We start from the raw sequence: 18,388 nt of genomic DNA, 5'->3' as shown, positions 1-18,388 counted from the left end.
TAGACTGAACGCTCTAATAATGTAGAAAATCTAGCAGTTAAGAAGTCGTTGGACTTACATGCACTTCTTAAAATTTCTATAAATATTCTTATTGTTATATAAAAAGCAATTCTTTATGAAAATCAGCATATGTTTTCTGAAAACCAAAAATAAAACAGGACTTTTGATTCACCGTCCTGTTTGCAGCATGTTTTCGACTTTTTTAATATCCGCGTGAGTAGGATTGATTTTCCGGGCATAAGCGATTTGTTCTTTCGCTTTTTCCATTTCTTTTAATTGAATATAGGTTTTGGCGAGTTCGAGCGGCAGCATAACCCCTTCAAAACCAAGATCTTTTGCCTGCTGCAAGTAAAACAGCGATTTTTCGTAATTACCTCCAAACATAAGCGGAGTTTCCCGGTATTTTATTCCTCGAACGAAGTGCGCCAAGCTTGAAGATGGATTTAATGTTAATGCCTGATGAAGAGCTCTGTCCATTTCTAAGTTCAATACCATTTTTTCAAAAATAATGGATTCTTCGATTTGCTTTGCTAAACAAACCGCTAAGTAACAGTACAAATCAGACGCTTGAGGTTTTTTCTTCATTTCTTGTTGAATTTCGCGTTTGATCTCTTTCCACTTTCCCTCTTCTAGCTGATTCATGACGTATTGTGCATGTATTCCCACCTGTTTGTCCTCCTTTTCCTCTTTATCATAAAGGATTTCTGCACAAATGAAAAAAGTAAGTGTTCTTCATTCTTCACAAAAAACGTTACCCTTAAAAAATAGGCAAATTTCTCAATCACTTAACCCAATTAGTACATAGGATATAGAGACTTTTATTAAAGGAGGTTACACATATGGGCGCAAAAGGCGGTTTTGGTTTTTCATTTATCGTTGTTTTATTTATTCTATTAGTAATCGTAGGGTGTTCTTGCTACTACTAATTTCTAGAGAGGATGAACATCATTCGTCCTCTCCTATTTCAAAAAAAAACCATGCTTTCGCATGGCTACATACCGATTAGATGAATGAGTAGAGGAACTCATTGTTCGGCAATATTGAAGAAATTTTTGGTTTTTACTTCCGCCTAGTATGCCCTTTTTGACGGGGGCTATGCGCAAATAAAGTTAACGTTTAAAAGCGAAAGCAAGACGCACCTACAATAACAAGTAAAACAAATAACACAACGATTAACGCAAAATTTTGTTTTCCCACGTACCATCCCTCACTTCCTGTTATCTGCTTTTAGTGTATGCAACAGCTTGGCAAAATGTTTAGGACAGGGGTGCGGATTTTTTCAACGTGAAAAATCTTCAAATTTCGCCAAAAAAGTGAATCATATTTTTGATTCTTTCGTTATATATAGTAAGAGATTTTTTTACTATAAAAAAGGGGGACCTTTAATGCGCCGACATTCCAAATTGCCCATTGTTCTTGTCTTTGCCTTCTTTTTATTCATCGCAACTGTTTTGTGCGTAACCTCTTATATGTCTTGAACGTATAAATAATATAAAAAAATCGCCTCATCGAAGGCGATTTTTCTATCCTAGCATTATATCTTCGTTTGGATAACGAACGGCTTCACGCTTTTGCTTAGATAATGAAAACGCAAGCGTTAATGGACCCACTTTTCCTAAAAACATGATAAAGATAATAATCACGCGTCCAAAGTACGAAAGTTCAGGAGTCGCTCCCATCGATAAACCTACTGTTCCAAACGCAGAAACAACTTCAAACATAATTTTTACAAACGGCAGGTTTTCCGAAATATTCAACAGGAAGATGGCTCCAAACACAAATATAATTGAAATCATCGTAATGGCTAGGGCCTTAAACACATGAAGAGGAAGAAGACGTCTCTTTAGCAGCACAATATCTTCCCTGCTTCGTAAAAATGCCCATACAGAAAAGACAATCACCACAAACGTCGTGAGTTTGATACCGCCTCCTGTTGACGCACTTCCTGCACCAATGAACATTAACAAAACCATTAAAAAGACCGTTGCGTCATGCAGGTGAGCTAAATCAATCGTATTAAAGCCAGCGGTTCTTGTTGTTACCGCTTGAAAATAAGAAGCCCATACTTTGTCTCCTAATGATAAATTTCCGAGCGTATGCGAATTGCCGTACTCTAAGAAAAAAATAAAAAGCATGGCAATCACGTTAATGGCGAACGTGCTGATAATCATAATTTTTGAATGCAGCGTTAGTTTTTTATACGATTTTTTCACCCACATATCAGCAAGGACGGTAAAGCCTAACCCACCAATAATGAACAAAAAAGAAATCGTTATGTTAATAATAGGATCTCCTACATACTGAACTAAGTTATCAGACAGTAGTCCAAACCCTGCGTTATTAAAAGCCGAAATCGAATGAAACAAGCTAAAGAACAGCCCCTTAGACCATCCGAATTCCGGAACCCAGCGTATCGCTAAAAAAATAAGTGCAGCAAACTCAATTAAAAATGAAAAGATGAATAACCTTTTAACTAGCAGCACAACTCCACCGACGCTCGTCTGATTTAATGCCTGCTGAACGAGCATACGCTCTTTAAATCCAATTTTTTTACCTAGCATCATAAAAATCAGCACGGCAAATGACATAATGCCAAGACCGCCTATTTGAATTAACAGCATAATAATCGTTTGACCGATGACGGTAAAACGCGTGCCTGTATCTACGACGGCTAAACCGGTTACTGTCATAGCGGAAGTAGACGTAAAAAGGGCGTCTACCCACCGAATTGGCTCGGTGGCAGAAAAAGGCATCATCAATAGAAGAGCACCGATAATAATTCCTCCGCCAAAAATGGAGACAAGCAGCTGCGGAGGGGTGAGTTTAATGATTTGTTTTTTCATAAGTTAAACTCCTTCTTCTTCAAAACGGTTCAAATCGCGATTATGTCCGATGACAATAAGCATATCTCCTTGTTCAATTATTTCATGCGCGGTAGGCGAAATCACCATTTCCCCGTCTTTTCGCTGAAAGCCGATAATATTGCAGCCGTACTTGGCACGGATATTTAAATCAAACAGCGTTTTATTATGAAGTTTCTTAGAGGCGACAATTTCGACAATACTATAATCCTTTGACAGTTCAATGTAATCAATGATTTTTTCTGACACCACGTGATGAGCAATCCGCTTAGCAATGTCGCGCTCAGGGTGAATGACTTTGTCCGCTCCTATTTTCTCCAGCACTTTTTGATGATACATATTCACCGCTTTTACCCATACTTGCTTAACGCCCATATCTTTTAAAAGCATTGTTGCCAGCACGCTTGCTTCGATATCATCCCCAAACGAAATAAGAGCATGATCAACATTGCGGATACCTAGCCCTTTTAAGCTAGCTTCATCAATTGCGTTCGCCTGCACAACATATGTAGCTGAGTTGCTATATTTCTTTACTACCTCCTGATTGCGGTCAATAGCGAGCACATCCACATCCAGATTAGCAAACTCTTCAACCAAACTTCCTCCAAAACGACCTAATCCCAATACAGCAAACTGTTTTTTCATAATGTATTTATTCCTTTCTTCAACTGCTGTGTGTTCTCTTAGCTTATACTTTTTCTAAAAAATTACATCTTTTTCTTAAAAAAAGCGCAAAAAAACACAGGAAGGCTCCTGTGTTTTTTCACACTCTTCCCCCTCAAAACGCTTGCGAAGTTAGCTGTCGGGTTCGGGTTTTAAGAGTAACCCTACCTTTTTAAGGATTCACCCCAGAGCACAATATGTGCGTAAATAATGGGTCCTCCGCTCCGTAATGGATTAAGCGATTTTTATTCAAATGTCTATGTTCTATTTTTTAGAATAATTGATTCGATTCATGATACGTTTCACTTCACGAAAGCTATCTTACTCCTGTGGATTTTGTCTGTCAAGATATTTTTAAGGAAGACATTACTTGCGCTGCAAACTGCAAAAATCATATAAATCTAAACTGACAATCAGTTTATGAAATTGATCAAACAAATTAATAACAGCCAAAAGCTCTAACAGCTGCGTATCACTGTAAAATTTCTTTAATTGATTCATATCAGCATCCGTCAAATCCCTTGGACGCACCCGGTATACATCAATAAATCGAAACAGCAGTCGATCTTTTTCTTCAATTTCTTCTTCTCTTAATACTTTTTGATTAAGCGTCTCATCACCTACATATGACATGCTCATACACGTCTCACAGCCATTCACACCTGCTAGATAAAGCCTGATTTTTTCCTTTGTCTCTCTTTTTACTATATCGCTGTTCCAAAGCTTGTCGTATAGCTCATCATACAACCTTTTTACATGCGGAATTAAATTTAGTGCTTTTTCAAAATTTGTTCCCTCTTCGTTTGTTAACAAAACTCTTGCCATTTTTTACTCACTCCTTTTTAATTATTATAGTAAGAAAAATAGAAATTTTAGATAACATATAAAACATATTATCTTCTGTTACTAATCAAATGAAACGTTAATAAGAAAGAAGGTTTCCAATTGAAAATTGATGAAATTGATTTATCGATTTTGCAGGCGCTGCAGCAAAACAGCCGTCTTTCCTTAAGAGAGCTAGGAAAACAAATTAACCTGTCTCCTCCTTCAGTGGCAGAGCGAGTAAGACAGCTAGAGAGCTTTGGTGTTATAAAAGGATATACAATCGATATTGATTATGAAAAGCTGCAGTTGCCCGTGTCTTGTTTTATTGAAGTAACCATGAAAAACGGAGAGCACGAGCGTTTTAAACGATTTATTTCTCAGTATCCGTATGCTTTATTCTGTGAACGCATCGCCGGGCAAGCCTGCTTTATTACAAAGCTTCAGCTTCCTCACCTGCACGTACTCGAACAATTTATTAATGAAATTACACCTTATGCCAAAACGATTTCACACATCGCCCTTTCCCATGTAGAGATGTCTTCTGCATTATTGAGTCATTTAAAAGATGAAAAGTGATTGAAACGTAATGAAAGCAGTCTACTCTAAAAGCAAACAATAGGATAAATATGCTCGTATGAATCACTTTTGACACCGCTGTTGATTTCCGTACCAGGCTTCGCTTTCCGCTTTTCCCGCAGGAGTCTTCACCTTGCCCTCCAATCAACAGCTAGAAGCAACTAAATAGATGAAACATACGTTCACCATACTAACGAAAAAATCCGAACGATTCATCGTTCGGATTTTCTTTCTACTAAACTACTTTTGTCCCAGCCTCTTTTATTCGTCCAACAGCATAAAAAATAACCCTCCAAAGCTGGAGGGTATAAATTTTCCGAATAATGAAAGTTTTACAACTTCATTTTATCAGGTGCCGACATTTCTGTCTACTTAAAAATGTAAAAGAGCTCTCTATTAATAGAAAGCTCTTTTACCTGCTTGTTTTTTGAAAACAATCAATCTATATAAAAGGGAACTACCTAAGGTTGAAAGTCACGTGAAACCTTGGCAGTTCATCCTGGATATACCGGTTGATATGATTCAAAACAAGTTCTTTCATCATTTCTTCTTTGACTTCTGATTCCGTTTTTTTATCTTTTTGTTTTAAAATAAGAATATAATAGACTTTACCCATTTTAATAGGCTCACTACTCTCTCCGATGTGCTGTTTTTTTAAAACATCTATAAAAGAGGGAGATAGACTTGAAAGCTTTAGATTATCATCATTCTCTATTGTGCTGATTGTCTGAACATCAGCATATTTTTTTTGAACGTCTTGAACCGATGTTACCTTTTTCAGTTCAGCCGCAACGACATCGGCATCATGTAAAGTCGGGAAAGCCAGCCGCGTAAAAGATACGCGTGTTAGATCGTTTTCAATACGTTTATAGTAAGCAGTTAGTTCATCAGACGTAATTTGTTTACGGAAATATTCTTCTAATTTAAATTGATTCGTTAGCTGGCTGGTTACATCACTAGAACGAATATTTAACACTTCATAACCTTGTTTTCTTGTATCCAGGTCATATGAGCGTTTAATTTGCTTCCACATATCCTCGACTTGTTTTTGTACTTTATCACTCGTCTTTGGATGCGAAATTAAGATTTTTTGCATAACAAGCTGCCGCAATAACTCTTTGCGGTAGCTTGTATCATTTAGCGGGGCATCTGGATTTAAGAACCCTTCAACGGCTAAAAAACGGTTGAATTCTGCTCCTGTCACCTTGCCTCCCTCATACGCTGCCACTCCTTTGGCAGAAGATAGCTGACTAATTTCTACAGAAGGAAACATCGTGTTTGAATGCTTCTCTCCGCATCCTGCCAAAAATCCGAACGCTGTTAATACTGCTAGCAGCAGCTTTAACGGTGTTGAACTCATCCATTGTTATCCTGCTGTGCTGAAAGCTTCAGAGAAATGGTTTGTTTTTTTCCATTTCGGTACACGTCTAATTTTACAGTGTCTCCTACTTTGCGTTTTGTATATAGATATTGACGTAAATCACTGGATGTTTTGACTTCATTTCCATCGATGGCAACAATCACGTCTTTTGATTGTAAACCTGCATCAGAAGCAGAAGAGAACGGTTCAACCGTCGTTACGACAACTCCTTCAGACGTATCGCTTGTTAGGCCTAGCTGATCTTGTTTTGTTGCAGCTGAAAGCTGACCTACATCTTGAAGACCTACCCCCATATACGGACGCGTTATTTTTCCGTTTTTCATCAGCTGTTCAATCGTCGGCTGCACTTCATCACTTGGAAGAGCAAAGCCAATGCCTTCTACATTGTCTTCTGAAATTTTCATACTGTTGATACCAACTACTTCACCGGAAGAATTGATCAAGGCACCGCCGCTGTTTCCTGGATTAATCGCCGCATCCGTTTGAATTGCGTCTACGTTCCAATTCTCTGAAATAGGGACAGAGCGTTTTGCTGCGCTCACGATACCTTGTGTGACCGTACGAGAAAATTGTTCACCAAGAGGGTTACCGATTGCAAGAACCGTTTCACCCGCCACTAAATCTGATGATTTTCCGAACTTCGCCACTTGTTCAACATTTTTATCGGACATTTCAAGCACCGCTAAATCCGTTAGCGCATCAGCTCCGACAATTTTAGCTTTTTCTTTTTGCCCATTTGAAAGTGACACTTCTACTTCGCTTGCGCCGTCAATAACGTGGTTATTGGTCACAACGTATGCTTTTCCATTTTCTTTTTTGAAAATAACACCGGAACCCGTTCCTGCTTCTTGCGTTTGAGTATCTCCAGAAAATGGATTTGTTTGCTGCTGGATATTGTTCACGCCTACAACAGCGGCTGATACTTTATTTACAACTGAAACAAGATCTGACTGATTCACGGTTGTGCTTACTGTTCGAGGCGTTGTGCTCGTTGTTGTTGCGGTCTGAGTCTGCGTTGTTTGATTCGTTTGATTCGCTGTTTGCGTATCCGCTGAATCCATTAACCCTAGCTGCGGAGCGCCGTATAGCACAATTCCTCCCCCTAGTACTGCTCCGGCGATGGAAGATGCGATCACTGGAAATAAGCGTCTTTTTGGAGGCTGTGACGACGATGAAGGCTGATACTGATCATAGCGCTGCTGGCGATTTTCATATTCTTCTTTTCGTTCTTCCTCTCTTTCATAATCACGTGGATCCATGAAAAACACTCCTTTTAACGTAGCAAATTTTATGTTATCTATACTATAAAATAAAAGTTTGGGATAAGTATCAAAACAATATGTGAAATTGTGAAAAATTTCTTTATAACAGCAAACACGTAGTATAATAGCGGGTACATAGACCTTTAAAGAAACGCCCATAGATGGCGTAATGTGCTTCATTTACCTTAATTTTCATATATTCAGAGGAAGGTGTCAAATTTGAGCTTTACACTATATTTAGTAGAGGATGAACAAAATTTAAACGAAGTTTTAACCCTTTACCTTCAAAAAGAAGGCTGGGACGTTCGCTCATTTTTTAACGGCACGGACGCAAAAGAAATGATTGCAGCTCCTCCGCATCTGTGGATTTTAGATATTATGCTGCCTGACATTGACGGGTATCAGCTTATTCGCGAAATCAAGCAGCAAACGCCACAGGTGCCTGTTATTTTCATTTCAGCACGCGATGCCGATATTGACCGAGTTCTTGGACTTGAAATGGGCAGCGACGACTATTTATCAAAACCTTTTTTGCCGCGTGAACTAGTTATTCGAGCAAACAAACTGCTAAACCTCGTATATGGTTCCAATCAAAAGAAAACCGATACCATTACGCTGACTCCTTATGAAATCGATTTACATACGCGTACAGTCAGTGAAAATGGAAAACCGATTGATTTGACGTCTAAAGAATTTGATTTTCTTGTCACTATCTCAAAAGACCTTGGACAGGCTTTTTCACGGGAGCAGCTGCTGAATCTCATTTGGGGAGAAGATTATTTCGGCACAGACCGAGTGGTGGATGATTTAGTAAGGCGCGTACGTAAAAAAATGCCGCAAGCACGAATTGAAACAATTTACGGATACGGATACCGGATGATGAAAGCATGAAAAACAAGTCTCTTGCATTTCAAATTTGGCTCGTCATCTCCGGTATTTTACTGCTTATTTCAATTTTGCTCGCTATTTTATTCCCAACGACGCTCAGGCAGTTCTTCACGAATGAAATTTATACCACTATCGAAAATGAACAGCATATTTTAAAAGAATACGGCCTGCCAAGCCGCTCAGGTGAATACTACTTTAGCAATGAAGACAGTGAACCAACACTTGGCAATCGAACCGTGGATCATATTTTATTGCCTGAACACGCGGATATCTCTTATTTTTCATCACGGGTGTTGCCTCAAGACTTTTTGAGAAAAGCACAGGAAGATGCAATCAGTCAGCGAAAAATTGTCGCTCGCTATGAAAAAGATCTCGGCAACCGGACGCTTTTTTACGTGATTCGAAAAGTAAGCGTAAACGGACAGCCTGCTTTTTTGCTTTCATTTTCCTGGGATACGTATCGCAACGCGCTCACTTCTACTCTTTTTAAGCAACTGCTTCTTGTAATTTCAATTGTATTTCTATTCAGCTGGCTTCCATCTATTTGGCTGTCAAGATACTTAAGCAAGCCGCTTGTATCGCTTGAAAAAGATGTAAAAAAAATCGCCGAACAAAATTGGCATGAGCCTGTTACAGTCAACCGTTCCGATGAAATCGGCAAGCTAGGCGCGTCCATCGAGCAAATGCGCAAAAGGCTCGTATCTAAAGATGAAGCACAGCAAACGCTGCTTCAAAATATTTCACACGATTTAAAAACACCGGTAATGGTTATTCAAAGCTACGCTCAGTCGATTCAAGACGGCATTTATCCAAAAGGTGATTTATCTCAAACGTTAAAAGTCATTGAAGATGAATCCAAAAATCTTGAGAAAAAAATCCGCGATTTGCTTTACTTAACCAAGCTTGACTATATGTCCACTCACCAGCTTGCACAAGACGACTTTGATTTTACTGCTCTTCTTCATGAAGTAGTGGATCGCTTGCGGTGGAGGCGCCCTGAAATACAGTGGGAATTTGACGACGCAAACGCAACGATTAAAGGAGACAAAGAGCTGTGGACAAAAGTCCTTGAAAATGTACTCGATAATCAGCTGCGCTATGCCGATACGAAGGTTTCACTTTCGCTTGCTAAACACCAAACGAACGTTCAATGTACAATCAGCAACGATGGTCCGCCGATTGATCAAAGCGTGCTTGAACACTTGTTTGAACCATTTAAAAAAGGAGCAAACGGTGAATTCGGTATTGGTTTAAGTATCGTAAAGCGTATTGTTACGATGCACGATGCAGCAATTACGGCTGAAAACACAGACACCGGAGTGACGTTTTCACTTACTATTCCTATATAAACTAAAAAAGCAAGGGAGTCGAATCCCTTGCTTTTTTATGAAAAAATCGATGTATACGCATAAAGAGCCGGTGAGCCCCCGGAGTGGATGAACACCACATTCTCATCTTTTTTAAAATAACCCTTTCGAATTAAATCAATTAGACCAGCCATCGCTTTTCCCGTATACACAGGATCCAATAAAATTCCTTCCGTACCGGCCACAAGTTTGACTGCTTCTACCATCTCTTCTGTTGGAACAGCATAGCCTGGACCTACATATTCATCCATACAAACAATATCTTCTTTTTTAAAAGGCGTTTTGCTATGTAAATGTTCATAAAGTTCGCTCGTTAGCTTGGCAACTTTCATTTCTTGCTCTTCTTTAGCACGACTCACATTCATTCCAATAACAGACACGTCACTTTGAAGACTTTGAAAGCCTGCCACTAACCCTGCATGCATGCCTCCGCTTCCGCTTGTGCAAACTACGTGGCTAAGCTTTATTTGCTGCTCATAGCTTTGCATAAGCATCTCCTGTGCGCAGGCAGCGTAGCCTGTTGCACCGATAACATTTGAACCTCCTACTGGGATTAGGTACGGCTTATGACCTTTTTCACTTAGCTCGCGCGCTACTTTTTCCATTTCCGCTGTCAAATCCGAACCTTCAGCGACAAACCGCATGTCATGAGCGCCTAATAAATGATAAAGAAAATAGTTCCCCGTCGGCTGATCGCTTGCTTTATTTTCTCCTTCTTCTAATACAAGCACGCATTTCATTTGTTCTTTTACAGCAGCAGCGAGCGTCAAACGACAGTGATTGGATTGTATCGCACCGCACGTTATAAGCACGTCTGCTCCTTGCGCTTTTGCATCAGCTACTAGATATTCAAGCTTACGCGTCTTATTTCCGCCCCCTGTCAGTCCAAGCATATCATCGCGCTTCATATAAATTGAAGGTCCATTTAACTGCTTTGATAAAACTGATAGCTTTTCTAAAGGTGTAGGGGAATCCGTATATTTTCTTCTAGAAAATTGCGTTAAGTTCATACTCTCATCCTCTCTTTCGTATTTGCTCTATTTTACCATATAGAAGCTTTTGAAGAGCTTTTTACGAAATGGCTTTCTATAACTTGTATACATAAGAACAAGTAGTCAACATACATTAAACCATATAAACAGTTTGAAGGAGTGTTTTCAATGAGTGAAAAAGCAGTACTTTGCAGCGTCTCACGAGTAGTCAAATCACAGCACATTTTTCCAAATGACCTGAACAATCACCACACCCTTTTTGGCGGAAAAATTGTCGCTGATATGGACATGACGGCTTCTCTTTCAGCAGCTAAACATTCCAGAAAGTCGTGTGTTACAGCTTCCATTGATCACGTTGACTTTATCGAGCCCGTCACCGAAGAAGATTTTATTTCATATGAAGCATTCGTTGTTGTCACAGGAAAAAGCTCCATGATTATTTTTGTTAAAGTCATTGCCGAAAATTTGTTAACGGGCATTAAACGTATTGCTGCAACTTCTTTTCTCACCTTTGTTGCACTAGAAAATGGAAAGCCCGCCCCCGTTCCTCAAGTTATTGCTCAAACCGAAGAAGAAAAAAGCCTTCAAAAAGTAGCTCTTGAACGAAAAGAGTCCAAAAAAACGCAGGTTGAGCACAGCAAAGCGATTGCGAGCATCTTATCTAAGTCTTTGCGCAGCAGTAATTAAGCTCTTCATCTAAAAAGCAGCTGTCTGCTTTTTAGATGAAGTTTTTTAGATTTCACATTGTTATTTAATATAATATGCGATATATTGGTTTTATGAAAAATAACATTCAACCCCTCAAACGACTTTCCCTACGGGAGGAAGTCTATCAAACACTTAAACAAAATATTGTTATGCTTGAATTTCAGCCGGAACAAAAGCTTCAGGATAAAGAACTGGCTGAGCAATTTGGAGTTAGCCGCACTCCTGTTCGAGAAGCATTAAAAAGGCTCGAAGATGAAGGCCTTGTCCAAACGACACCTGGCTCTTCTACAAAAGTGGCTCCATTAAACCTTGAGGAGGCAAAACAATCTTTTATTGTCGTCGCAGCTCTTCATGCACTTGCTGCTAAGCTGGCCTGTACTTCGCTACAAGAAGAAGATATGGGCGAACTAATCAAATACAACCAATCTCTAGAACATGCAATCAAAACAAGAAATGTACTTGAAGCGATCGAAGCGGATGAAGCATTTCATTCCGTTTTTTTAAACCGAGCGAATAATGTAGAGCTAGAACGTGTTGTAAAACAGACAAGCGCCAAAATTCAACGTCTGGAAATCGCTCGCTTTTCTTCTCTTGGTAGTCTTGCTTCCGTTAATCAGCACAAAGAAATCATAAACGCTTGCCGTCAAAAAGATGCCGCCCTAACATCACAGCTTGTCGAAACAAACTGGCTCACATTAGGTGAAGCGTTGACAAATGAGGAGGAATCAACGTGAAGCCTCTTTTATTAGGCATCGCTGCATCATTCTTTTTTGCTTTTACATTCGTTTTAAATCGAGCGATGGATTTATCTGGAGGCAGCTGGGCGTGGAGCGCATCTCTGCGCTATTTTTTTATGGTACCTCTTTTGCTTGTGCTTGTTTATTTTTGGGGTGGTATCAAACCTGTGGTGGCAGAAATAAAAGCCCAGCCGCAAAAATGGCTGCTGTGGAGCACGGTTGGATTTGGTTTATTCTACGCTCCTCTTTGTTTTGCTTCAGCCTACGGTCCCGGCTGGCTTATTGCAGGAACTTGGCAAATCACAATTTTATCGGGATCTCTCCTAGCCCCTTTGTTTTACAAGGAAGGAAAGAAGCGAGGAGGCATTCCTTTCAAGCAGCTAGGTTTTTCGTTTATTATTTTAATAGGCGTTGTGCTCATGCAGCTTGAGCATGCGACTGAACTGTCGGCCTCTACTGCCTTGCTTTGTACCATTCCCATTTTAATTGCCTCTTTTGCGTACCCGCTTGGCAACCGTAAAATGATGGAGGTATCGTCACTTAATACGTTTCAGCGCGTGCTTGGAATGACGCTTTCAAGCCTGCCGTTTTGGATTATTCTTTCTGTCTATGCCTACGTCACCGATGGACTGCCAAAAACAACTCAGATGTATCAAAGCAGTTTAGTTGCTTTACTTTCAGGAGTATGTGCAACGGTTTTATTTTTTGCAGCAACTGACCTTGTTAAAAAAGATTCTCACAAGTTAGGTGCAGTTGAAGCTACACAATCGATGGAAGTTTTATTTGCCCTGCTAGGAGAGGTCTTCCTTCTATCAAGTCCTTTGCCATCGTTTCTTTCTTGGGTTGGAATGGGAGTTATCGTAGCAGGCATGGTGCTTCACAGCTACCAAACGAGTCATAAAAAAGCTATACCGCAAAAAGAATTGACCTACTAATCAATAACAAAAAAGAGCGTCTCAGTCGGCGCTCTTTTTGTTTATACAACAGATCTTCTTTCTAAATTGAAGACATTCACCTGCTCAGCATCAAAGCGGCTTAGCAATGAATCTACTCCGTACTCAAGTGCAAAAGCACGTTCATTTTCTGAGATCGGAACGGCCTGCAGGAACGTTACTTTTTTATCAGATAGTTCAATCGTTGAAAAATTATCCCATAAAAACGGCGGAATCAGCAAAATGTGCTGCATATGAAAGCTGTCATCAAGGACTGCAATAACGTCTTTATAAATAGCTCCTGGGAAGATGGAGACATGAGATTTCATCATATGGAAAATACAGTTTGCTAAAATAGCAGAATAAATACCGAATTCTTCATGACAAGCTCCAACGATTTCAATTCGAAGCGGGATCCCTCCAACTGTATAGCCTGTCGGACATTGATGTCCACCGAGCGTTGCATATGCGGTTACGTCTTGACGCGGATGATTTTCACACGCCACAACATGAATACCATGCTTTTTTCGTTCATCTGAATAATCTTCAATTCGGTCCTTTTGACCAAATACATCTATTGCTTTATGTATAATTAATTCTTCATCTTTTGTAAAATTACTCATAAAAAACCTCCTTGCTTGCGACCTTAAAAAGTCCCCTACTGTACAGCATATACTACAGCACTCGCTTACGATATAGTTTTTAGAAAATGTGATAGAAATGTTATCGTTTCGTAACATACTATGAAATTGTCTCAAGAAGCAAACAAGAAACCTTAACCAATTTTTTCTTTTCTCATAAAAAATAGAGCCTGCACCATGGCAGCCTCTATTTTTATGACATTATTATGAAATAATTTGTAATTCTTTTGGGTACTTCGTTAACGTTTCGTATCCATCCTTTGTAATGATTACATCATCTTCAATACGCACGCCTCCGAGTCCTTGAATATATATACCCGGTTCAATCGTATACACCATGCCTTCTTGAAGCACATCATTATTGTTGCGGCTCATTGAAGGAAACTCATGCACGCTGATACCAAGACCATGACCAAGACGATGCAAGAAATATTCTCCATATCCTGCTTCTGTAATAATATCGCGTGCTACCATGTCCAAGTCGCCAATGCGAGTGCCGGGCTTGGAAGCTTCAAGAGCTGCCTGCTCGGCGCGCTGTACCGTTTCATAGATTTCTTTTTGCTTATCATTAATCGACTTGTAAGCGACTGTACGCGTGATATCTGAACAGTATCCGTCTAGCACTACGCCTAAATCGAATAGAACCATATCTCCTGGCTTTAACGTGCGAAGACCTGGGTTCCCGTGCGCTTCTCCCGTTTTTTTACCAAATAAAACCATCGTTGAAAACGACATCTCACGAATTCCTTTTCGCTTTAGCTCGTATTCAATTTTAGCCAGAACATCCATTTCCGTAACGCCTTCTTTTAAGGCAGCTACGCCTACTTCCACGCCAAAATCAGCTAATGCAGCTGCCTTTTGCAGAATCTCAACTTCACGCTCATCTTTAATTAAACGCAGCTGATTTAATTTCTCTTCTGCTCCGACTAGCTCAGCATTTGGATATAAATTAAGCAGTTCTTCAGCTCTCGCATACAGCAGCTGTTCTTTCTCTACAGCAACCTTTTTTACATCTATCACGTTTCGTTTATGTAAAGCTTCTTTAATAAGTTCCCAAGGATTTTGATGATCTTCATATCCGATCACATCAAATTTCCAGCCGGCTTCTTTTGCTTGACCCACTTCCATTGATGGACAAACAAGCATCGGCTCCGCTTTATTAAATAAAAACAAACCAAGCAGACGCTCATGCGGATCCGTGTGAAATCCTGTTAAATAAAATACGTTTTCAGTTGACGAAATAAAGGCCGTTTCTACATTCTTTTCCTTCAGCCATGATACGACTTTTTGCAAACGTGCTTCCATTAAAAAAACCCCTTTCATTGTGCAATATTACTATTATAACATAGTTATTTAGCAATATTGTACAATGAATAGAGGTTAAGACAAAGCCGCGTGAAGAGTAGTAAGCTGCTCTTTAATCGCTTTTCGCTGAATACTTACTTTCATCAGCCAGCCATTTTCTCCGTATCTATAAATAAATTCGTACGTACCTTTAGGAAAATATTCTTTTACCAGCATGTCTCGGTTTTCAACAAATCCCGGATCGCCAATAAAATAGTTACCTTCTTCAAGCGGGAGCTCATGAACTTTTTTTTCTAGCTGCTTCTCTTCGTCTTCGTCATCATCTATCACAATGTGCAGACCACTTTCATCACGCACAACGTCAAATTCACCGTTTTGTTCAAGCTCAAGCACCGGCACCACTTGTCCATTTACCGTTAGCAGCTGCTTAGTTCCTTCAAGGACCTGGGACCAATGATCATCGTATAAAGTAGAAGAATAAAAAATATAGCCCTGAGATTTATATAATAAAAGCAACTGTTCAAAATGATTTTTCACTTGTTCTTTATCAAACAGAATAACAAAATGCTTTCGATAGAAAAAACTTGTAAAAGGCAGAATAGACGATTGATTAAGCTCTTTAATTATTTCAGCACTATCCTTACCTGAAATAATAGCTCCGGTCAATTCCCCCGCGCCATAAGGTTTCCAATGACTTAACGCCACTTCTGGAATCAGCACAAGGTTCGAAGATGACACATATATACTCATTCGCTTCACTCCTTTTTCCTACACTTAGACCTATATTTGATTCTCAACAAACAGAGACTTTTCTCATATTCCACTCTTAAAAGACAGAACTTTTTCCCTAACTATGATAGATTATAACAAATATCCTCGAAAAAAATAACCTTTATTTCCTCTTTCTTCTATTTATACCCTTCTCTTATTTTAGCTGTCTTCGCCGATTTACTCGTGAACGTACTTGCTAATCTAATTCCTTAGTGTTAATTTTATTATGTCGTTTTATAATTTTTTGCATAATTGGTTTCAAACAAAAAAGTATTAATATTTTTGAATGCGATGGTGAGACATTTGGAAGAACGTACAGAACGTAAACAACATAAAAGAAAAAAGCAAAGAAAAAAGAAACGCTTTAGAAAGCTACTTCTTTTCTTTCTCATTCTTGTAATCGCCGCTGGTGCATATGTGTATTATCAATACCAACAAGGGTTAGCAGAAGCAGACGGAGCTTTTGGGAAAGATGGACAGTTTGATTTTAATGGTGCAAGTGCCAATTTAGATAGCATGAATGTACTGCTTCTTGGAATTGACTCTCGAGGTGAAGAACATTCGCGTGCCGATACAATTATGATTGCTCATTATGACAAAGACAGCAATCAGCCTAAAATTGTTTCTTTGATGCGTGATTCATATGTGGATATTCCTGGACATGGCAAAAACAAATTAAATTCAGCCTATGCATTTGGCGGGCCCGAATTAATGCGTAAGACAATTAAAGAAAATTTCGGCGTAGATGTAAACTATTATGCCGTTGTTGATTTTAAAGGTTTTTCCAAAGTTGCCGATACGATTGCCCCTGAGGGGATTACGGTTACCGTGCCACACGAAATGTCATCAGGAATTGGCATGACCCTAAAACCTGGAAAACAAACTCTTCACGGAGATAAATTACTAGGATACGTGCGATTCCGCCATGATAGCCAAAGTGATTTCGGGCGCGTGAAGCGTCAACAAGAAGTGATTGGTAAATTAATGGATGAAGCTCTTCAAGTAAAGACACTGGCGAAAGCTCCTAAGCTATGGGGCGTCATTGATCCATATGTGGATACAAATATTCCTCCAAAAACATTTATTGTGATAGGAAAAGATTTTTTAGTTGGAAATCAGCCAAATTTAAAATCTCTTCGTTTACCGGTTGAAGGTTCCTATTCAAATGAACGAATATCCGGTATTGGTGCTGTTTTAAGCATCGACCTGGAAGAAAACAAACAAGCGTTACAGTCATTTTTAAATTAGGAAAAGGTGTCCATTAGAGGACACCTTTTTTTATACTATTCAAAAAAACTTCTGTTTTTCCTCCCTATCCTTCAAAAAATTTTCAGCTTCGACAAAAAATGGAGATGAAATGGAGCTATTTTCTAGAAAACAGCTGTTTCTTTGAAGTTCTATTTTTTCTTCTGTATGCGTATATGAAAGGAGAAGGACTTCTTTTTTTATATTTTTTAACCAAGGAGATGAAATGATGAAATTATATGGTTTTCAATCTGAAGAAGAGCGTTCCTTTCTTCATTCTACCTATAAAGTAAACCCATTACTTTCTCATACCGGAGATGTCAAAATCAGCTTTTTATCTTTTCAAGAAAATGATTATACACCTCGTCAAGAAGCTACGATTCCACAGCTTCTTTTAGTCGTTCACGGGGAAGGCTGGGTAGCTGGCGATAACGGACTGAAAATTTATATCAAACAAGGTGAATCAGCATTTTGGAGAGCCGGGGAATCTTTTGAAGTCGGGAGTCTAACGGCTATGACAGGATTACTAATTGAAGGATTGGATATTGCTCCTCAAAAGCTGCTTACTTCTTTCTCACGAACAAATGTAAATTAAAAAGCCGCTGTGACGCGGCTTTTTTTATTGTCTTAATAATTGAGCGTAGCTTTCTGCACTATCTTGAATGACTTTTTCGCTCAGTCCACCGCCTGCTCCTTGAAATAAAAACGGAGTTTGGAAATTCATGCCTGTTAAATTTGCCGTAGCTTGAAACGGAAGAAGCAGATTATTCATTGGATAACGGTTGTAGCCGCCTTCTTGATAAGCTTCTGCAGGTCCTCCTGTCGAAGTAGCTACGATAAACTCTTTTCCATGAAGTTTAGTACCTTCGCTGCCATAAGCCCATCCGTACGTTAAGACAACATCTTGCCACTCTTTTAAGAGTGCTGGTGAGCTGTACCAGTAAAACGGAAATTGAAACACAATGCGATCGAATTGAACAACTAACTCCTGCTCTTTTTCTACATCAATTTTGAAATCGGGATAGTTTGCGTATAAATCATGAACGTGTACATTCTCTTCTTTCTTTAACCGCTCTGCCCACGCTTTATTAATGCGAGAAGATGCTAAATTTGGATGCGCTAAAATAACCAGTGTTTTCATTTTGATACTCTCCTTCTGATGTCTGTGCTTGCTTTATTCTTTTCTATTTTTTACGTTTGCCTCTAACAGCTTGTTCAGGCGTTTTTTTTCCTT

Annotated in this window: 21 protein-coding genes and 1 riboswitch; of the genes, 9 read left to right on the top strand and 12 right to left on the bottom strand. The window is 39.2% G+C overall.

The genetic code is table 11. The annotated features are described in order from the left end of the window. Window positions 1–168: 168 nt before the first annotated feature. Window positions 169–666 (bottom strand): tetratricopeptide repeat protein, encoded by a 498-nt coding sequence (locus ACOZIR_RS05035; RefSeq protein ID WP_421535521.1) that lies wholly within the window; start codon window positions 664–666, stop codon window positions 169–171. Between the two features lie 173 nt (window positions 667–839). Between ACOZIR_RS05035 and ACOZIR_RS05030 the strand changes: the two genes are divergently transcribed. After that, window positions 840–926: a YjcZ family sporulation protein gene (locus tag ACOZIR_RS05030; protein WP_016765201.1), complete on the top strand. Its 87-nt coding sequence runs from the start codon at window positions 840–842 to the stop codon at window positions 924–926. 190 nt (window positions 927–1,116) lie between these two features. Here ACOZIR_RS05030 and ACOZIR_RS05025 read toward each other — a convergent pair whose 3' ends face one another. The 4 genes from ACOZIR_RS05025 to ACOZIR_RS05010 all read right to left on the bottom strand — a co-directional run bounded on the left by ACOZIR_RS05025 (window position 1,117) and on the right by ACOZIR_RS05010 (window position 4,349). Continuing rightward, on the bottom strand, window positions 1,117–1,197 hold the full coding sequence (locus ACOZIR_RS05025) for a YjcZ family sporulation protein (RefSeq protein WP_272946353.1): 81 nt from the start codon (window positions 1,195–1,197) through the stop codon (window positions 1,117–1,119). Window positions 1,198–1,523: 326 nt separating this feature from the next. Continuing rightward, window positions 1,524–2,843 carry a TrkH family potassium uptake protein gene (locus ACOZIR_RS05020; protein ID WP_310878504.1) on the bottom strand — a complete coding sequence of 440 codons (1,320 nt, stop codon included), beginning with the start codon at window positions 2,841–2,843 and terminating at the stop codon, window positions 1,524–1,526. A gap of 3 nt (window positions 2,844–2,846) precedes the next feature. After that, window positions 2,847–3,506 (bottom strand): potassium channel family protein, encoded by a 660-nt coding sequence (locus ACOZIR_RS05015; protein ID WP_028415014.1) that lies wholly within the window; start codon window positions 3,504–3,506, stop codon window positions 2,847–2,849. 124 nt (window positions 3,507–3,630) lie between these two features. Beyond that, window positions 3,631–3,775: riboswitch (cyclic di-AMP (ydaO/yuaA leader) on the bottom strand. Between the two features lie 115 nt (window positions 3,776–3,890). Beyond that, the gene (locus tag ACOZIR_RS05010; protein ID WP_045295000.1) at window positions 3,891–4,349 is read right to left on the bottom strand and encodes a carboxymuconolactone decarboxylase family protein; all 459 of its coding nucleotides are present in this window, start codon (window positions 4,347–4,349) and stop codon (window positions 3,891–3,893) included. 120 nt (window positions 4,350–4,469) lie between these two features. Between ACOZIR_RS05010 and ACOZIR_RS05005 the strand changes: the two genes are divergently transcribed. Further along, window positions 4,470–4,925: an Lrp/AsnC family transcriptional regulator gene (locus ACOZIR_RS05005; protein ID WP_045295001.1), complete on the top strand. Its 456-nt coding sequence runs from the start codon at window positions 4,470–4,472 to the stop codon at window positions 4,923–4,925. A gap of 457 nt (window positions 4,926–5,382) precedes the next feature. On the opposite strand, the gene ACOZIR_RS05000 is transcribed toward ACOZIR_RS05005, so the two are convergent. Both ACOZIR_RS05000 and ACOZIR_RS04995 read right to left on the bottom strand, forming a co-directional pair. After that, a complete protein-coding gene (locus ACOZIR_RS05000; protein WP_310878503.1) occupies window positions 5,383–6,285 on the bottom strand; it encodes a peptidyl-prolyl cis-trans isomerase in 903 nt (300 codons plus the stop codon). After that, the gene (locus tag ACOZIR_RS04995; protein ID WP_045295004.1) at window positions 6,282–7,565 is read right to left on the bottom strand and encodes a S1C family serine protease; all 1,284 of its coding nucleotides are present in this window, start codon (window positions 7,563–7,565) and stop codon (window positions 6,282–6,284) included. Before ACOZIR_RS04995 ends, ACOZIR_RS05000 begins: the two co-directional genes overlap by 4 nt. A gap of 222 nt (window positions 7,566–7,787) precedes the next feature. Between ACOZIR_RS04995 and ACOZIR_RS04990 the strand changes: the two genes are divergently transcribed. Next, window positions 7,788–8,459, top strand: a complete 672-nt coding sequence (locus tag ACOZIR_RS04990; RefSeq protein ID WP_045295005.1) for a response regulator transcription factor — start codon at window positions 7,788–7,790, stop codon at window positions 8,457–8,459. Then, entirely contained in the window at window positions 8,456–9,805 is a 1,350-nt protein-coding gene (locus ACOZIR_RS04985) for a sensor histidine kinase (RefSeq protein WP_045295007.1), read from the top strand. Before ACOZIR_RS04990 ends, ACOZIR_RS04985 begins: the two co-directional genes overlap by 4 nt. A 35-nt stretch (window positions 9,806–9,840) precedes the next feature. On the opposite strand, the gene ACOZIR_RS04980 is transcribed toward ACOZIR_RS04985, so the two are convergent. Continuing rightward, complete coding sequence (locus ACOZIR_RS04980; RefSeq protein ID WP_310878502.1) at window positions 9,841–10,833, bottom strand: D-cysteine desulfhydrase; 993 nt, start codon at window positions 10,831–10,833, stop codon at window positions 9,841–9,843. A gap of 150 nt (window positions 10,834–10,983) precedes the next feature. Here ACOZIR_RS04980 and ACOZIR_RS04975 point away from each other — a divergent pair, with 150 nt between their 5' ends. From ACOZIR_RS04975 to ACOZIR_RS04965, 3 genes are all read left to right on the top strand, one after another. Further along, the gene (locus ACOZIR_RS04975) at window positions 10,984–11,502 is read left to right on the top strand and encodes an acyl-CoA thioesterase (RefSeq protein ID WP_013058600.1); all 519 of its coding nucleotides are present in this window, start codon (window positions 10,984–10,986) and stop codon (window positions 11,500–11,502) included. Between the two features lie 74 nt (window positions 11,503–11,576). Then, the gene (locus ACOZIR_RS04970) at window positions 11,577–12,257 is read left to right on the top strand and encodes a GntR family transcriptional regulator (protein WP_310878501.1); all 681 of its coding nucleotides are present in this window, start codon (window positions 11,577–11,579) and stop codon (window positions 12,255–12,257) included. Then, entirely contained in the window at window positions 12,254–13,195 is a 942-nt protein-coding gene (locus ACOZIR_RS04965; protein WP_310878500.1) for a multidrug resistance efflux transporter family protein, read from the top strand. The genes ACOZIR_RS04970 and ACOZIR_RS04965 overlap by 4 nt, the downstream gene beginning before the upstream one ends. A gap of 41 nt (window positions 13,196–13,236) precedes the next feature. On the opposite strand, the gene ACOZIR_RS04960 is transcribed toward ACOZIR_RS04965, so the two are convergent. The 3 genes from ACOZIR_RS04960 to ACOZIR_RS04950 form a co-directional block, all read right to left on the bottom strand. Next, window positions 13,237–13,815, bottom strand: a complete 579-nt coding sequence (locus ACOZIR_RS04960) for a suppressor of fused domain protein (RefSeq protein WP_013084584.1) — start codon at window positions 13,813–13,815, stop codon at window positions 13,237–13,239. 222 nt (window positions 13,816–14,037) lie between these two features. Beyond that, window positions 14,038–15,138 (bottom strand): M24 family metallopeptidase, encoded by a 1,101-nt coding sequence (locus ACOZIR_RS04955; RefSeq protein ID WP_310878499.1) that lies wholly within the window; start codon window positions 15,136–15,138, stop codon window positions 14,038–14,040. Between the two features lie 75 nt (window positions 15,139–15,213). Continuing rightward, window positions 15,214–15,888, bottom strand: coding sequence for a hypothetical protein (locus tag ACOZIR_RS04950; protein ID WP_045295017.1), 675 nt, complete (start codon window positions 15,886–15,888; stop codon window positions 15,214–15,216). 312 nt (window positions 15,889–16,200) lie between these two features. On the opposite strand from ACOZIR_RS04950, the gene ACOZIR_RS04945 reads away from it, so the two are divergent. After that, on the top strand, window positions 16,201–17,157 hold the full coding sequence (locus tag ACOZIR_RS04945; protein WP_375156314.1) for an LCP family protein: 957 nt from the start codon (window positions 16,201–16,203) through the stop codon (window positions 17,155–17,157). A 223-nt stretch (window positions 17,158–17,380) separates the two neighbouring features. Then, a complete protein-coding gene (locus ACOZIR_RS04940) occupies window positions 17,381–17,749 on the top strand; it encodes a cupin (RefSeq protein WP_234483765.1) in 369 nt (122 codons plus the stop codon). Between the two features lie 24 nt (window positions 17,750–17,773). On the opposite strand, the gene ACOZIR_RS04935 is transcribed toward ACOZIR_RS04940, so the two are convergent. Next, the gene (locus ACOZIR_RS04935; RefSeq protein WP_045295020.1) at window positions 17,774–18,295 is read right to left on the bottom strand and encodes an NAD(P)H-dependent oxidoreductase; all 522 of its coding nucleotides are present in this window, start codon (window positions 18,293–18,295) and stop codon (window positions 17,774–17,776) included. Window positions 18,296–18,388 lie beyond the last annotated feature (93 nt).

Source organism: Priestia sp. D3YE.R1 (genome assembly GCF_049199565.1).
In the GTDB taxonomy this organism is placed as follows: domain Bacteria; phylum Bacillota; class Bacilli; order Bacillales; family Bacillaceae_H; genus Priestia; species Priestia aryabhattai.
This window is presented reverse-complemented; position numbering and strand designations above follow the sequence as displayed.

Bases quoted from the DNA above. Each gene is read 5' to 3' on its own strand.
- ACOZIR_RS05030 (WP_016765201.1), top strand. From the start codon at position 840: ATGGGCGCAAAAGGCGGTTTTGGTTTTTCATTTATCGTTGTTTTATTT.
- ACOZIR_RS05020 (WP_310878504.1), bottom strand. From the start codon at position 2,843: ATGAAAAAACAAATCATTAAACTCACCCCTCCGCAGCTGCTTGTCTCC.
- ACOZIR_RS05015 (WP_028415014.1), bottom strand. From the start codon at position 3,506: ATGAAAAAACAGTTTGCTGTATTGGGATTAGGTCGTTTTGGAGGAAGT.
- ACOZIR_RS05010 (WP_045295000.1), bottom strand. From the start codon at position 4,349: ATGGCAAGAGTTTTGTTAACAAACGAAGAGGGAACAAATTTTGAAAAA.
- ACOZIR_RS05000 (WP_310878503.1), bottom strand. From the start codon at position 6,285: ATGAGTTCAACACCGTTAAAGCTGCTGCTAGCAGTATTAACAGCGTTC.
- ACOZIR_RS04995 (WP_045295004.1), bottom strand. From the start codon at position 7,565: ATGGATCCACGTGATTATGAAAGAGAGGAAGAACGAAAAGAAGAATAT.
- ACOZIR_RS04985 (WP_045295007.1), top strand. From the start codon at position 8,456: ATGAAAAACAAGTCTCTTGCATTTCAAATTTGGCTCGTCATCTCCGGT.
- ACOZIR_RS04980 (WP_310878502.1), bottom strand. From the start codon at position 10,833: ATGAACTTAACGCAATTTTCTAGAAGAAAATATACGGATTCCCCTACA.
- ACOZIR_RS04975 (WP_013058600.1), top strand. From the start codon at position 10,984: ATGAGTGAAAAAGCAGTACTTTGCAGCGTCTCACGAGTAGTCAAATCA.
- ACOZIR_RS04970 (WP_310878501.1), top strand. From the start codon at position 11,577: ATGCGATATATTGGTTTTATGAAAAATAACATTCAACCCCTCAAACGA.
- ACOZIR_RS04960 (WP_013084584.1), bottom strand. From the start codon at position 13,815: ATGAGTAATTTTACAAAAGATGAAGAATTAATTATACATAAAGCAATA.
- ACOZIR_RS04955 (WP_310878499.1), bottom strand. From the start codon at position 15,138: ATGGAAGCACGTTTGCAAAAAGTCGTATCATGGCTGAAGGAAAAGAAT.
- ACOZIR_RS04950 (WP_045295017.1), bottom strand. From the start codon at position 15,888: ATGAGTATATATGTGTCATCTTCGAACCTTGTGCTGATTCCAGAAGTG.
- ACOZIR_RS04945 (WP_375156314.1), top strand. From the start codon at position 16,201: ATGGTGAGACATTTGGAAGAACGTACAGAACGTAAACAACATAAAAGA.
- ACOZIR_RS04940 (WP_234483765.1), top strand. From the start codon at position 17,381: ATGATGAAATTATATGGTTTTCAATCTGAAGAAGAGCGTTCCTTTCTT.
- ACOZIR_RS04935 (WP_045295020.1), bottom strand. From the start codon at position 18,295: ATGAAAACACTGGTTATTTTAGCGCATCCAAATTTAGCATCTTCTCGC.